Source organism: Acinetobacter sp. ABJ-A23_2 (assembly GCF_044538765.1).
In the GTDB taxonomy this organism is placed as follows: Bacteria; Pseudomonadota; Gammaproteobacteria; order Pseudomonadales; family Moraxellaceae; genus Acinetobacter; species Acinetobacter nosocomialis_A.
On the sequence record NZ_JBIUCP010000003.1, the window covers coordinates 1 to 13,670 of the forward strand.

The 13,670-nt window shown below is 36.9% G+C and carries 15 protein-coding genes; 9 read left to right on the top strand and 6 right to left on the bottom strand.

Features of this window, described 5'->3' with window-relative positions; all coding sequences use genetic code 11:
• Positions 1–49: 49 nt before the first annotated feature.
• On the bottom strand, positions 50–1,327 hold the full coding sequence (locus ACH63V_RS01650; protein ID WP_396462550.1) for a hypothetical protein: 1,278 nt from the start codon (positions 1,325–1,327) through the stop codon (positions 50–52).
• A 127-nt stretch (positions 1,328–1,454) separates the two neighbouring features.
• Between ACH63V_RS01650 and ACH63V_RS01655 the strand changes: the two genes are divergently transcribed.
• Both ACH63V_RS01655 and ACH63V_RS01660 read left to right on the top strand, forming a co-directional pair.
• Positions 1,455–2,249, top strand: coding sequence for a class I SAM-dependent methyltransferase (locus ACH63V_RS01655; protein ID WP_396462551.1), 795 nt, complete (start codon positions 1,455–1,457; stop codon positions 2,247–2,249).
• Positions 2,250–2,264: 15 nt separating this feature from the next.
• Positions 2,265–2,798, top strand: a complete 534-nt coding sequence (locus tag ACH63V_RS01660) for a hypothetical protein (protein ID WP_086496206.1) — start codon at positions 2,265–2,267, stop codon at positions 2,796–2,798.
• 48 nt (positions 2,799–2,846) lie between these two features.
• Here the strand turns inward: ACH63V_RS01660 and ACH63V_RS01665 are convergent, their stop codons facing one another.
• Positions 2,847–3,419: a hypothetical protein gene (locus tag ACH63V_RS01665; protein ID WP_396462552.1), complete on the bottom strand. Its 573-nt coding sequence runs from the start codon at positions 3,417–3,419 to the stop codon at positions 2,847–2,849.
• A gap of 139 nt (positions 3,420–3,558) precedes the next feature.
• Complete coding sequence (locus tag ACH63V_RS01670) at positions 3,559–4,026, bottom strand: Holliday junction resolvase-like protein (RefSeq protein ID WP_002048811.1); 468 nt, start codon at positions 4,024–4,026, stop codon at positions 3,559–3,561.
• Positions 4,027–4,186: 160 nt separating this feature from the next.
• On the opposite strand from ACH63V_RS01670, the gene ACH63V_RS01675 reads away from it, so the two are divergent.
• From ACH63V_RS01675 to yccS, 4 genes are all read left to right on the top strand, one after another.
• Complete coding sequence (locus ACH63V_RS01675; protein ID WP_174724423.1) at positions 4,187–4,831, top strand: ParA family protein; 645 nt, start codon at positions 4,187–4,189, stop codon at positions 4,829–4,831.
• Positions 4,832–4,955: 124 nt separating this feature from the next.
• Positions 4,956–6,074 (top strand): AI-2E family transporter, encoded by a 1,119-nt coding sequence (locus tag ACH63V_RS01680; RefSeq protein ID WP_284087440.1) that lies wholly within the window; start codon positions 4,956–4,958, stop codon positions 6,072–6,074.
• Positions 6,075–6,196: 122 nt separating this feature from the next.
• Positions 6,197–6,766, top strand: coding sequence for a superoxide dismutase [Cu-Zn] SodC (gene sodC / locus ACH63V_RS01685; protein WP_396462608.1), 570 nt, complete (start codon positions 6,197–6,199; stop codon positions 6,764–6,766).
• A gap of 195 nt (positions 6,767–6,961) precedes the next feature.
• Positions 6,962–9,112, top strand: coding sequence for a YccS family putative transporter (gene yccS, locus ACH63V_RS01690; RefSeq protein WP_396462553.1), 2,151 nt, complete (start codon positions 6,962–6,964; stop codon positions 9,110–9,112).
• A 37-nt stretch (positions 9,113–9,149) separates the two neighbouring features.
• On the opposite strand, the gene ACH63V_RS01695 is transcribed toward yccS, so the two are convergent.
• Both ACH63V_RS01695 and ACH63V_RS01700 read right to left on the bottom strand, forming a co-directional pair.
• Entirely contained in the window at positions 9,150–10,379 is a 1,230-nt protein-coding gene (locus ACH63V_RS01695) for an MFS transporter (protein WP_396462554.1), read from the bottom strand.
• Positions 10,380–10,748: 369 nt separating this feature from the next.
• Complete coding sequence (locus ACH63V_RS01700; RefSeq protein WP_396462555.1) at positions 10,749–11,114, bottom strand: hypothetical protein; 366 nt, start codon at positions 11,112–11,114, stop codon at positions 10,749–10,751.
• Positions 11,115–11,335: 221 nt separating this feature from the next.
• Here ACH63V_RS01700 and ACH63V_RS01705 point away from each other — a divergent pair, with 221 nt between their 5' ends.
• Positions 11,336–11,923 carry an NAD(P)H-dependent oxidoreductase gene (locus ACH63V_RS01705; protein WP_396462556.1) on the top strand — a complete coding sequence of 196 codons (588 nt, stop codon included), beginning with the start codon at positions 11,336–11,338 and terminating at the stop codon, positions 11,921–11,923.
• Between the two features lie 13 nt (positions 11,924–11,936).
• A complete protein-coding gene (locus ACH63V_RS01710; RefSeq protein ID WP_174723203.1) occupies positions 11,937–12,251 on the top strand; it encodes a putative quinol monooxygenase in 315 nt (104 codons plus the stop codon).
• 45 nt (positions 12,252–12,296) lie between these two features.
• Here ACH63V_RS01710 and ACH63V_RS01715 read toward each other — a convergent pair whose 3' ends face one another.
• On the bottom strand, positions 12,297–12,665 hold the full coding sequence (locus tag ACH63V_RS01715) for a hypothetical protein (protein WP_017400479.1): 369 nt from the start codon (positions 12,663–12,665) through the stop codon (positions 12,297–12,299).
• A 186-nt stretch (positions 12,666–12,851) separates the two neighbouring features.
• On the opposite strand from ACH63V_RS01715, the gene ACH63V_RS01720 reads away from it, so the two are divergent.
• Entirely contained in the window at positions 12,852–13,640 is a 789-nt protein-coding gene (locus tag ACH63V_RS01720; protein ID WP_396462557.1) for a xanthine permease, read from the top strand.
• Positions 13,641–13,670 lie beyond the last annotated feature (30 nt).

Below are 13,670 nucleotides of genomic sequence, written 5' to 3' on the forward strand. Positions count from 1 at the left end.
ATAAAGCCCAAATTTGAAGATTTGGGCTTTATTTAATCAATAAGGTAAATTAATAACTGGTCAGTAGAAATTGTTGCGATGGTTGAACTGAACCTTCAATATAGTCACAAACGCCTTGTTCATCACAATCTAAATTGAATTGCTTGTAGCTCAATGCAAAAAAATCAGAATATTGTTTAATGACAAATGGACTCATATCTGAGCTTAATGCATCACCTTGTTTAAATAATTTAATAATTTTTCTGTCATTCATACCTAACAAATAAATTTCATTATTTAATTCAATGTGTGCAACTCCAGTCTGCTCTGCCACGATCGGAATCAGATATGATGTATTTGCGAGCAACACATCTACAGCATAGCTTTCAAGTTTTAAATTAATTAAATTGAATACCAAGACTGTACCAGAGTGAGTCTGCAAACCTTTTTTATAACTTGCAGCTTGCTGGATGTACTGAATTTTAATTCCAAGCTTTTGGAAGTCGTGCTCAGTCGTCTGCTTTGTTTTTACAAGACTACGTGTAATGGCTTGCTTGAGCGGGTTATCCAAATAACGCTCATCTAATTGAAAATCATTTTGTCGTAAAATTTTCAACAACATGCTGTCATGATATGTCAGCACATTGGCAAGTACATTACGGTAATAGAATTTACTTTGTTTTTTGATTTTACGAACGTGTTGATAGAAATACGTTTCATCAAATTCATGTTCAATAAAATCATGTAAAAGACTTGAACTCGCCAATACAGATAAAGCTTCATGCCCTGTAAAAGGCAAATGAATCGTATGTAAACTTGGCAATATTTCTTTTATTTTTAAGTAATGTTCACGATCGACCGAAAAGTAAGGGTCATAAACAATAATATATTCACGACTTGCATCTACATCTTGCAACTGAATTTGCATGTCTTTGTTCGCGACAGCATCAAAGAATTCAGCGTAGCGTCGATCTTCAACCTGTTCAGGGTCAATCGAATACTGAGGTACAAATGCAACAATTCGATTCATGTTTAAAAGATTCGAATATTTGATTGCTGCATAGCCGCCCATTGAGCCGCCATAACCTACAATATTTTTAAAACGTTGAATAATAGGCAAAATGGCTTTGGCCATTTCAACCATACTGGCTTTTGGGAACCAGGATTTTTGTTTTGGCATAATCCCAATAACATTGTATTGGTACTTTATTAGAGACTTTTCAGCATTGATAGATAAGCCACTCGCTCGGGTAATCAAATCGCCAAAAGAGAGAACTAATGTATTAGAATCGCCTTGTAAAAAAATGGCTCTAATGTGTTCGTCTTCAAAAATAATTTGCTTATCCATGCTCACACCGAAAGAAAATTTACTCCCACATACATCGTCAAAAATGAAACAAAATAGGTGTTTTGCCAATTTATGATTGCGGAGTATCTTATTTTATAGATGCCAGTCAGATTAAAAAGCGCAAAATATGACACAATCCTTACATCCTGCCGCTCAAAAAGGCTTCAGCTCAGCTGCTGAGCTTTATCAGCAAGTTAGACCAAATTATCCCGTAGAAATAGTCAGTTGGCTACAAGAACGTCTCCAAATACATGAAAATTCTACTGTTATTGATCTTGGCTCAGGTACTGGCAAATTCTTACCCTACTTAAAACAAACCCATGCCAATATTCTTGCAATAGAGCCAATTGGCGAGATGTTACAACAGCTTCAGCAAACCTATTCTGATATTAAAACTTTACAGGCGTTTAGCCACGCTATTCCGGTAAACGATCAACAAATTGATGCTGTTGTTTGTGCTCAATCTTTTCATTGGTTTGACAATATGGAAACACTGACTGAAATCCATCGAGTATTAAAACCACAAGGACATTTGGGACTCGTTTGGAACCAACGTGATGAACGTACAGACTGGGTAAAGGCCTTAGCAGATTTTTTATTACCACTTGAAGGTGATACACCGCGTTACCATAGTGAAAAGTGGAAAAAGGTTTTTGAAAGTCAAAATTTATTTACTTTTGATAGCTTAGAAACTTTTTCGCAATCACAGCATGGTACTGTCGAACAAGTGGTGAGTAAAAGATTACTCTCTACAAGTTTTATTGCAGCAATGACCGAAAAAGATCAATTACAGCTCAAAGCTCAGTTTGAAAAAATTGTTTATGATTTTACAGGGCTAGGCCCACAAGATCAGATTGATTTTCCATATGTCACATATGCATATCACTTTCAGAAAAGTACGTCATCAAATAATAGAGAATAGGTTCGGTTGAAAGCTATGTTTAAAAAAACGCCTCATATTATCTTAATGTCTTTGCTCAGCTCTAGCCTATTATTGACTGCTTGTAAAAAAGCAGATGAGCCAGCAAAGACCGAACAACATCAGACAAATTCATCTACCGATCAGGTGATGGAAAAGCTCAATGAAAGACCAGTTAAAAAGTTCGCGGCCACTGCTGACGATGCGCATGACATTGCATTATTAGAGGACTATGACCGTCGCTTTACTGAAATGAGTGATGAAATGGAAACTGAGCTAGAAAAAATGCATGAGGCAGGAACGCTCACCACAGAATTTGAACAAAAACGTACGCTTGATAATGTACGCTCAGCATTGACCATGTTAAAAGACCTCGATTTAAAAACTGAACAAGGTCGTTATATCCAAGGCTTGCTTTATCAATATTGGGAAAATCAAGAAAAACACATCAATGATAAACAAGCCAATAAAGATGAACAGGTCAATCAACTTGCTGACTACTTACAAGCACAAAACCAGTTGAAATACTGGAAAGCCTCACAGCAGCATTAATTTTATAACGTCCAATAAAAAGCCTTCTGATTGAGAAGGCTTTTTAATTTATATATTTTGTTTTTCAACCCAATGAATCGATTGAACACGGAATAACTCACAAGCACCGTCACCTGTATCACTTGAAGTTAAAGATGATCGCCAAACTAAATTTTTGTCTTTAATTTCGACCAATTCACCTTTGAGATAAACCAAGTCACCGCGTTTAACTTGTTTGATTTGCTGAGCAATCTGAGGGCTTGCAGGAATGATGTGCATGTTAGACACCATTTGCATTGCTTGCTCTGCTGGAACAGGTAATTTAGGAATTTTCCAGTTTAAATAACGGTCATATTGTTTCACTGAAATGGTACGAGCAATATCTGGTTGAGCAAACAGCCCCCAACTTACCGCATAATCAATCGGTGAAAACTTAGCTTGTTCATCATTTTTATAAATTTTTGAACCTAAAATTCTAAAATTGCCTTGGAATGGCTGTAATACAGAAATCGATTGATCTTTTTCAATCGGTAACAAACCATTTGCAATATTATATTCACCAGAAGTAGATGCCGTCGAAGCAAAAGCTGAGCTGATACATAAAGAGGCCAATAAGCCTATCATTACATGTTGTTTTTTCATCGCTTTATACCTCAAATATTGCTAGATCAAATGCAGTAGATCTCTAATTTATGGTAGCTCTAAGCGATGAAAAAAATATCGGAATTTAGTAACAATACAGATCAATTTCGTCTATTTTTGTGCCTAATTAAATAGATTGTTAATCTTCAAAATCAATTCGTAACGTTTCAAAACGAACTTTTCCTTCTTTTATTGCTTGAGCAATTGCTTGCTGCCCTTTGGTCAAACGCGCTCCACCACTTTTGATATCAAGCAAAATAATCTGAATATCTTCAGCAGTCCCGTCCCCATCTCTAAAATCGGTATAGCCATCAAAAATAACGTAATCAACCGGATCACCCAAGAACTTGGCATCACTCGGCAAGTATTGAAACTCAGGTAAAATCGGAGCAAATTGTTCTGCCATTTTACCTTTTAATACGGCGCGGCTTGTATTCACACTCCGTTTTTGTGCCTGCGCTAATGCCTGTTGATGCTCAAGCTCTAACTCCGCAATATATTGCTCGTATTCAGCCTTGATTCGACCATTACGGGTATTTGATAAAATGAGTGTAGTGATAATAATACCAATACCAGCACCTATAAGCATGGCCAGCCATACGGACATAAATTTTCCTTAACAAATACATATCATCGCGATAGATGAGCAATCATATCTAAAATTACGGAGTAGCTTAAACTTTTGTCAAAGGTGGTCATCTACTTCTTATAAAAAGATGCTAAGGTATAAAACATAAACACATGTGCTGCTGAAAATAATTGGATTTATGAAAACGATACTTATTGCAAATCAAAAGGGCGGATGCGGAAAAACCATGACAGCCATTACGTTGGCAACAGCTTTGGCACAAAAAGGATATAAAGTAGCATTAGCAGACTCTGATAACCAAAAATCTTCTTTACAATGGTTAAAGCAACGTCCAGAAAGCGTAGCTGCGATTCAAAGCCTAGATTGGCGTCACGAAAAATCGATTGGTGATGCGCCTAAAAATTTAGATTATCTAATTATTGATGCACCGGGCGCTCTTTCGGGTGATCATGCTGAACAGTTAGTCAGCGAAGCTCATGCCATTATTACACCACTTCAGCCTTCATTTTTTGATATCGATAGTACACGTCGTTTTCTCAAGCATTTGCAAGACATTAAGCGTATTCGCAAAGGTAAAGTACAAATTTTACTGCTTGCAAATCGGGTTAAACCGAACAGCGCCAGTTCAAAAGACATTCAGCAATTTTTTGAAAAAATCGAACATGAACCAATTGCATGGATTGCAGAGCGTAGTGCTTATGGCAGCTTAGCAATGCAAGGTTTGAGTGTGTTTGATAAACCACAAAAAAACTTTATTGCAATTCAAAGCCAGTGGCAGCCGCTTTTAAATAAACTGATTGAAGATAAATCTGAGTGGTTCTAAAAATAACTTTTTATTTTTGTTGAGCAGGAATGTGTGCATTAGCATTTCTGCCTAAAATTTGCCTCAGGTCATTTTTCAGTTAATATGGCCTCACCCTATTTAAAAAATTAGAGAATTTTTGGTCGTGCATCAATACGCTCCTACTTTACAGCGCGTTTTATTGTTTGGGCTGTTTTTTATCCTGATGTTTTTAGGATTTAACATCCTGAAGTACTTTATTGTACCTGTAGTTTGGGCTGCCATTATTGCCTACATGACTTGGCCTATTTATTTAAGAATCCAACGTTTTTTTGGAGAAAATCGTAATAATTTAAATGCTACCGTCATGATTAGCTTAGTCATTTTAGTTGTTGGTGTTCCCCTTATATGCGCTATTTTTATTTTGCAACATGAAGGCCGCAACCTCTATCTTGATTTACAGCGCCAAGTTTTTTCTGGTCATTTAAGCGTACCTGATTTCATTAGAAATCTTCCTTTTATTGGTAAAGAAATAAGCCGAACACTAAACGATATAAACACCGACCCTAACAGCACGATTCAGAGTATTGCAGCGTGGGTACAAAGCCATTTAAGTTATGGGCGAGTGTTACTCAATGAAATTAGTAAAAATATCGTCAAACTTGGTTTTGCAATTTTAACGCTTTTCTTCTTTTATCGTGATGGTCACAACATCTTAACTCAAGTAAGTAAAGCCTTAGAAATGGTGATTGGCCTACGTATTCACCATTATCTAGATACGATTTCAGAAACAACGCGTGCTGTTGTCTATGGTGTTGGCTTAACTGCAATTGCTCAAGCAGTCCTTGCTGGATTAAGTTATTTCGTAGCGGGTGTACCCAATCCGATGGTACTCACGATTGCGACGTTCTTATTAGCACTCATTCCTTTCGGCACCCCAGTCTCCTATTTAGGCGTTGGTCTATGGTTGTTCTCGCAAGGACAAACCATGGAAGCCATCGGCGTGGTTTTATGGGGTGTTCTGATTGTAAGTAGTTCAGATAACGTGATTCGTCCACTCGTAATCTCTGGTGCGACCCAAATTCCATTTTTACTCATTATGTTTGGTGTGTTGGGTGGTATTGCGAGTTTTGGTTTAGTTGGTTTATTTATTGGCCCTGTTATTTTAGCTGTTTTATTAGCGATTTGGCGTGAATGGCTTCATGAAACAATTGATCCTGAACCAATGCCAAAAACAACCATGATTTATGATTCGGATGATGATTTACCACCATCTAAAAATTAAGCCAATGATTTAAAAATGTTTCAGGATACAAAGTGACTATTTAAATTAACTTGTAGGGTTTACACGCCTTTGCTTGAATAAAAAAATCAGATTTATATCTATAAGGACATCTAATAATGCCAATATTAAATAAAATGAGTGCAGTATGTGCACTCACAGCTTTATTAACAGTCGGTTGTAGCACGGTCAGCAAAACAGTATCGGAAACGACTCATGCATTAACGACCATGCATACCAAAAAAGTAGTCGATGTGAATGAAGTAACAGCTAGTGGGATTGGTAAAAAAATCGGGACAATTAGCTTTCAAGACAGTGATAAAGGCCTGATTATTACCCCTGCTTTAGCAGATTTACCAAGCGGCACTCGCGGTTTCCATATTCATGAAAATGCATCGTGTGCCCCTGCTGTTAAAGATGGAAAACCAGGTGCAGCTTTAGCTGCAGGTAGTCACTATAACCCTAATCAAGCGCCACATCATGGTACGCCAACTACAGGACACTTGGGCGACTTACCAGCATTGGTTGTTGATAATAATGGTGTAGCTACCACCGCTGTTATTGCACCACGTTTAAAACTTGCTGACATTCAAGGTCGCGCCATCATGATCCATGCTGGCGGAGATAACTATTCAGACTCTCCTCTACCTCTAGGTGGTGGTGGAGCGCGAATTGCCTGTGGTGTAATTCAATAATTTGTCATTTTTTTAAATTGTGGGTATCTAAAAAGATATCCACAATTTTGCTATTTTATTAAGCAGTTTAGATCACTTAATTATTATAAAATCTTAAAAAATTAACTGACTTTTTTAGACAAAACGCATAATATTTTTCAAGTAATAAAAAATTAAATACCCCTTATCACGTATCCTCTCATTTAGAAAAAAGCCGTGAATTATCTGACTCAACTATTCAATCGTTTTAAAGCGAATTCAATTTTAATTTACTGTCTGCAAATTTTAATTGTACTCACCGGCACAACCTTAGGCTTACTAGAGTTAGGTCATAACGAGCTCATCGTTCCTGTGACATTAGGTGCGATTGCCGCTGCACTTACCGATTTTGATGATCGCTTAAGCCTTCGATTACGTAACCTGCTGTATGTCTGCATACTCTTTTTTACTGTCAGCACTATTCTTGGTTTTTTAGCACCTTATAAATTTTTATTTATTTTATATCTTTCAATTTCAAGCGCTTGTTTCATTTTATTGGGAGCCTTAGGTCAGCGATACGCCACCATTTCTTTTGGTACGATTTTACTCTCGATTTACAGCATGTTTGGTTTAGGAGAATATGCTCACTGGTACCAACAGCCTACCTATTTTGTCTATGGCGCACTGTGGTACGGCCTAACATCTATTTTATTTTTTCTTTTAAAACCAACACTTCCTTTACAAGATAAACTTTCGCAAATTTTTGAAGAAATCTCTGCCTTACTTCAAGCTAAAGCACGCTTGTTCGATCCAGACAATAAAGAAAATGTTGAACAGCTTTTATTTGAATTATCACTCCAAAATACGCAAGTCGCGCAAAGTCTTAACCAAATACGTAGTTCCCTACTGACTCGTCTTAAGGCATCAAGAGTCAGTAATAAAAGTATTTATTGGTTAAACCTGTACTTTTTTGCCCGCGATATACATGAGCAGGCTACCTCTAATTATCTACACTACGAGCATATTCAACAAAATTTTAGCCGTAGCGATCTCATTTTCCGTTTTCAGAAAAATCTGCGTTTACAAGCCCAAGCTTGCCATGATTTAGCCCAATGTATTTTGCATAACCAGCAATATCAACCTTCTCAAGAAGGGCAAATCGTTTTAAACCATCTGGAAAGTTCTTTAAAAGACTGGATACAACAGCATCCTCAAAATTTTGAAGTTAAAAATTTAAAGCTGATTTTTAATAATCTAAAAGGCATGCATGAACAGTTTGAACAACTTCAATATGCTCAGCCGTTTAATGAAACACTAAGTCAAAACAAGCAAGATCACCTCAATTTACTTGATGACGATATTCAAGATTTTTCAGATCTTGTTTTAAAAATTCGCCAGCAACTGACTCCACAATCGGCCCTGTTTAGACATGCAATACGAATTGCAGTCGTGTTCGCCGCAGGTTACGTTATTTCATTATTACCTTTTGCCCAACACGGTTACTGGATTTTACTCACCAGTTTATTTGTTTGCCAAATTACTTACTTTGCAACGAAAAGCCGTTTAAAACTCAGAACGATTGGAACTTTACTTGGTGTTTTATTGGGTATTCCCATTTTGTATTTTGTTCCAAGCATTGAAGGTCAGCTCATTCTCACCATTATTTGTGGAGTTAGCTTTTTCTACTTGCGCCAGAAGAAATATGCGTTGGCAACGCTGATGGCAACCTTAATGGTATTGCTCATTTTCAACTTAAAAGGCGCAGGTTTCAGTATTATTTTACCTCGCCTAATCGACACCTTATTAGGCTGCTTTATTGCATGGCTTGCTGTTAACTTTATATGGCCAGACTGGAACTTCCGTAATATTCCAAAAAATATTAAAAAAAGTAGCCAAGCCACACTGGATTATTTCAATGTAATTGTTGAGCAATATCAGCATGGTAAAAATCAGGACATTGAATATCGCAGAATTCGCCGCGCTGCACATAACGCACAAATTGAGCTGTCGAATATGATTTCGAGCTTAAGTGCTGAGCCCAATCCCAAACCAGAGCTGATTCATTATGCCTTTCGTTATCTAGTTTATAGTCATAGCCAGTTGAGTTATGTCGCAGCATTAGGCAGCCAAAGACAAAAAATTGAGGATCAACAGGTATTACAGCTTTTACTGGATTGTCAGCAAATTCTTAACCAAAGTTTATTTGAACAAGTTTCTGTTGATTTTAATTTTCTTGAGCAAACTTTGAAGCAAATACAAAGCCTAACAACTCATGAGCACTTTTCAGAAAGCTACACTCTTGTTTTAAAACAAATGAGCTTACTATTAGAAACCTTGCCTGAACTCTTAACCTTAAAAGGTAAACTTTTAGAGCAAGAGATTAAGTAATATAAAAAAATACCGGAATATAAATTCCGGTATTTTTTTAATATAAGTCTTGTGCAACTCTTTCCTGCATTTCCCGTTTTAAAGCTAAACGTGATTGAGTAAACCACAGCGCAATAAATGCAAAAGCAGATAAGACAAAAGCCCATAAATGAAATTGAGTATAGAGATAACGCACCAACTCAATCATTGCAAAAAAGCTCGTCATCAATAACATTGAAACAGCAGCAGCCACAGTTCCTTTCGATACTTCAGATGACATCAGTGCAAAGCGGTACAAGACTGAGAAACTAATTCCTTCACCAAAGCAAATGAGTGTCATGCCCGCAAGCAAACAAGGAATTAAATAGGTTTGCCAGACAACACCTAATATTAAAATGAGTGTACCAGTGAGCATAATCGGTAAACCAATTAGGACTGTTTTACCTAAAGCCAAACGGTCAATAATTTTAATTAAAACGATATTGCCTACAATCAAACCTAAAAATACTGGGAATTGAGCTAAGCCATATTGCACACTGGTTAGCTTGAGTTCATCAACCAAAATAATGGGCGATAACGCAATCCAAAGCATAAGCGGCATACCTACAAGCGGTAAGGCTAGCGTTAAACCAAGGAATTGCCGATTGCTAAATACTTTTTTAAAGTCATCAAAAAGATAGCTAAAAGGCTGCTTGGTTACACTCACCTTCTGACTCGGCATTTGTTTCTTTAAACCAACCCAACTCAGCAGTGCAAGTAAAGCAATAGCCACAAAGCCCCAGTGCCAAGACACATAATCAATTAAGAAGGCTCCAAGTACAGGTCCGAGCAAGGGTGCAAGCAATGAGATATTTGCCATGAGTGCCATGACTTTAATGGCATCACGCTCGGCAAAATTTTCCTGAATTGCCGCATAGCCCACTGCTGAAATTACACTTAACCCAATACCTTGTAAAAAGCGTAATGTCAGAAAGTATTCAATTTTTTGCGTTAATAAAATTAAAAAACAACACAAGGCAAAAAATAAAACACCAGTTAAAAGAACTTTCTTACGACCTAATCGATCTGATAAAGGCCCAAGTAACCATGCAACAGATGCACCACCTAATAAATAAAATGACATTGAAGAGGGTGCCCAAGTTGCACTTACACCAAAATCTTCAGTAATTGCCAACATCGCTGGCTGAATCAGGTCATTACCAATATAAACCGCAAATTCAAATAGCACTAAAGCTAAAGGAAACATCAACGTTGTACGGTTCAACGCCGTCGTTTGAATATTATTCATGAGTTGTACACTTCAAAATAGCGGCCAAAATGTCTCAACAACTACATTTTGAAATAAATAATGTAGTCATGACGATGACAGTATGGTCAGTCAATCTTTAGTTAAGTTGTTATATGCCGTGAGAGTGCATGTTTAGAATGTGAAACACCGTATTCACAAGGTGTCTAAGACAAGAAAAAATGTATGACGTGAGATTCGGTAATTTTTTACCATTTGGCTTAATTTCCGGATGACACAATATCACTTTTTATATTGATCAGCAATCGGACAGTCTCATCCATTTAAAATTCTATATTTTGCTTAGCATCAACTCATTTTTATATTGTGAATAACCTTAAAGTTATCCACATCTTTAATTAAAATTGGACTTTAAGGACAAGGATTGACTTGGAAGTCTGTTGTCTCCTGTCCTTTTTTACATTGATAACTTTGTTTTTTATTTACGATTTTCCAAACGGTTTGATCACGTTTTAATAAATATTCGGTACGTGTTTTTGATATAGCATCTTCGCTAGGCACAGTTTGTAAAATAGTTACTTGTGCATTAGAGGCATCATCCAAAGCATTCATTTGTTGTGAAATACTTAAATTACTCGCATTATTTAAAAGGTTTGGTTGATCAATCAAAACTGCTTGTATCGGACTATTGGCTTGGGGTGTAGGCGGGTTTGTATTCGGTGTACATGCGCTCAGAATCAACAAATTACACATCATGAGTAAACCAATTTTTTTCATACTCAACTCCGCCACAACTTCACTTTGATGCTAAAGACTAGAAACAATTTTTTCCGTTCAACTTTGTAAAAGGTTTATCTTTAAAGTGAGAAAGAAACTGATGCATCAAACTCATATTAGTGACTTTTAATCAATAATATTTTTCCAATTACTGCATTTTTCTCTAAGAGTAAGTTCACTAAAGTATGCATCAATTTAGGAATTTAATTAGAGTAACTCTCATGAGCAATATTTTAGTGATTAATGGCGCCAAACAATTTGCCCATTCAAATGGTGAATTAAATGACACACTCACGGCATTGGCAACCGACCATCTCACTGAACTGGGCCATGAAGTTCAAGTGACTCGTGCAGATAGTGACTACAATGCAGAAGCCGAAGTAGAAAAATTCTTATGGGCCGATGTCGTGATTTATCAAATGCCAGGTTGGTGGATGGGTGCACCTTGGACTGTGAAAAAATATATTGATGATGTATTTACGACAGGTCATGGTTCACTTTATGCAAGTGATGGCCGTAGCCGTTCTGATGCCTCAAAAAAATATGGTTCAGGTGGTCTAATTCATGACAAAAAATATATGCTGTCATTGACTTGGAATGCTCCAATGGAAGCATTTGAAGATGCAGATCAATTCTTCCACGGCGTAGGTGTAGATGGTGTTTATTTACCATTTCACAAAGCCAACCAGTTCTTAGGCATGAGTACCCTTCCGACATTTATCGTAAATGACGTAATTAAAATGCCTAACGTTGATCGTTATGTTGAAGAATATAAAGCACACTTAAATACTGTATTTGCAGCAGCCTAATAAGGAGAAATCCATGCTAACCATTATTGCGGAAATTCGTACTAAATCGGGTGGACAGCATCGCCAGAACGTATTGGATGCATTTCAAAAAATCATTCCAACTGTTTTAGCAGAAGATGGTTGCCATGGTTATGAACCTTTAGTTGACCACAAATCAAATGCGAGCTTCCAGACTCAAGAGCCTGACACGATTGTCATGTTAGAAAAATGGGAAAGTGTGGCTCATCTTGAAGCTCATTTAGCTACACCGCATATGCAAGCGCATCATGCAGCCGTTAAAGACGATGTCGTTGATGTCAAAATTAAAATTTTAGAAAGCGGCGTATAATTTAATGCATTAAAAAAGACGATATATTTATCGTCTTTTTTATTTTTAAGAGCAAAGTTGGGTTTGAAAACCTCTAGAGCCTTTTCCTCTCGCGCATTGATAGCTCTTTTGCTTATTTTGCAATTGCCATTTTTCATCAACCAGCTTAAATGAATATTCTGTTCGGATTGCAGAAACAGAATCATCCATTAAACCTGTTTGGATAACGGTAATACGGGAAACTGTTGGAGATTCTACCCGGTTAAATACTTGCTGAACTGAGGTATTATTGTGCTCTTTTACGATCTCAGGTTGAGCTTTAAGAACTTGTTGCATCGGGGTTTCGGAGCCCACAAAAGGAATTAATTTACTGGTCGTCGCACACCCAGTGAAAAGTCCAGCACAGAGCGCTGAAATTAAAAATAAACGTTGCATTTTTATCACCAAAAACAAAAGGCATAGCTTTATGATGCTATGCCTTGCTCGGTTACTCTGTAGAAACTATGTAGTTCTAAGGATAGCTACTCTTTTACAGATCAAATAATTGTTCTTACTCACTCAACTTTAACGACAATCGTTTGATAAAATTAATTTCTATTACACATAACAAATAGGATCATTATGCAACTGACATATGCGGGGCAAGTTTTCTTGGTGGTCGTTGCATTTTTGATGATTTGGTCATTTGTACTCACCAAGTTTTGGGTCAAGCGTTTAGCTAAAAATCGTAAAAGTAGTAAGTTTGAATTTGCTTATTTATTTGCCGTGGTTTTTAGTATTAGTGCTTTATTTTTCCCATTTACTTATTGGGTTTCTCAAGCAGTCTACGGCTTAGTAACCAAACCAACTTACGATGCAACTGTAGTGAGTTATACTTCTGAATGGGTAGATACTGAACGTACCGACTCAAATGGGCGTAAATATAAAACTAAAACACTCATGCATACGGCTCAGGTTCAATTTAAAGATAATCAAAACAGAACTCTAACTTTAGATAATTCAGTTCGCTCTGGTGATGTACCTATAGTTGGTGAACATATTACTGTTGTTTATGAATCAGGTGATCACACCGCACAAGAAAAGAGCTGGCGAACAATTCTATTGTTTGCAGCCGCTTTATTTATGCTGTTTATTTTAGGTTATGTGTTGCTCATGATTATTGCCTATAGTCTAAAGCGCGACATGGAACCCTACAAAACATTTGCTAGCACGTTAATTTTTAAAGTCACGCTTCCACTTGGAACAATGGCGATGTTTTCGATGTTGTCTTATTCTATTTTTGCCTATTTCTTTTTAGGTAATCCAAGGGATTTACCTGTGTGGGCCATTGGACTTTGTTTATTTTTTGCTCTTAGTCTTTTACCGTTGATTTATCATATTCTGACGGGTTGGAAAGCGTACAAGAAATAGAGCTTTTAATAAAAAAGCGCATCTTTCGAT

What these genes read in the sequence shown, in the direction of transcription:
- ACH63V_RS01720 (WP_396462557.1), top strand. Translation starts at nt 12,852, where the DNA reads ATGCAACTGACATATGCGGGGCAAGTTTTCTTGGTGGTCGTTGCATTT.
- ACH63V_RS01695 (WP_396462554.1), bottom strand. Translation starts at nt 10,379, where the DNA reads ATGAATAATATTCAAACGACGGCGTTGAACCGTACAACGTTGATGTTT.
- ACH63V_RS01705 (WP_396462556.1), top strand. Translation starts at nt 11,336, where the DNA reads ATGAGCAATATTTTAGTGATTAATGGCGCCAAACAATTTGCCCATTCA.
- ACH63V_RS01655 (WP_396462551.1), top strand. Translation starts at nt 1,455, where the DNA reads ATGACACAATCCTTACATCCTGCCGCTCAAAAAGGCTTCAGCTCAGCT.
- ACH63V_RS01715 (WP_017400479.1), bottom strand. Translation starts at nt 12,665, where the DNA reads ATGCAACGTTTATTTTTAATTTCAGCGCTCTGTGCTGGACTTTTCACT.
- ACH63V_RS01675 (WP_174724423.1), top strand. Translation starts at nt 4,187, where the DNA reads ATGAAAACGATACTTATTGCAAATCAAAAGGGCGGATGCGGAAAAACC.
- ACH63V_RS01710 (WP_174723203.1), top strand. Translation starts at nt 11,937, where the DNA reads ATGCTAACCATTATTGCGGAAATTCGTACTAAATCGGGTGGACAGCAT.
- ACH63V_RS01650 (WP_396462550.1), bottom strand. Translation starts at nt 1,327, where the DNA reads ATGGATAAGCAAATTATTTTTGAAGACGAACACATTAGAGCCATTTTT.
- ACH63V_RS01670 (WP_002048811.1), bottom strand. Translation starts at nt 4,026, where the DNA reads ATGTCCGTATGGCTGGCCATGCTTATAGGTGCTGGTATTGGTATTATT.
- ACH63V_RS01660 (WP_086496206.1), top strand. Translation starts at nt 2,265, where the DNA reads ATGTTTAAAAAAACGCCTCATATTATCTTAATGTCTTTGCTCAGCTCT.
- ACH63V_RS01665 (WP_396462552.1), bottom strand. Translation starts at nt 3,419, where the DNA reads ATGAAAAAACAACATGTAATGATAGGCTTATTGGCCTCTTTATGTATC.
- ACH63V_RS01700 (WP_396462555.1), bottom strand. Translation starts at nt 11,114, where the DNA reads ATGAAAAAAATTGGTTTACTCATGATGTGTAATTTGTTGATTCTGAGC.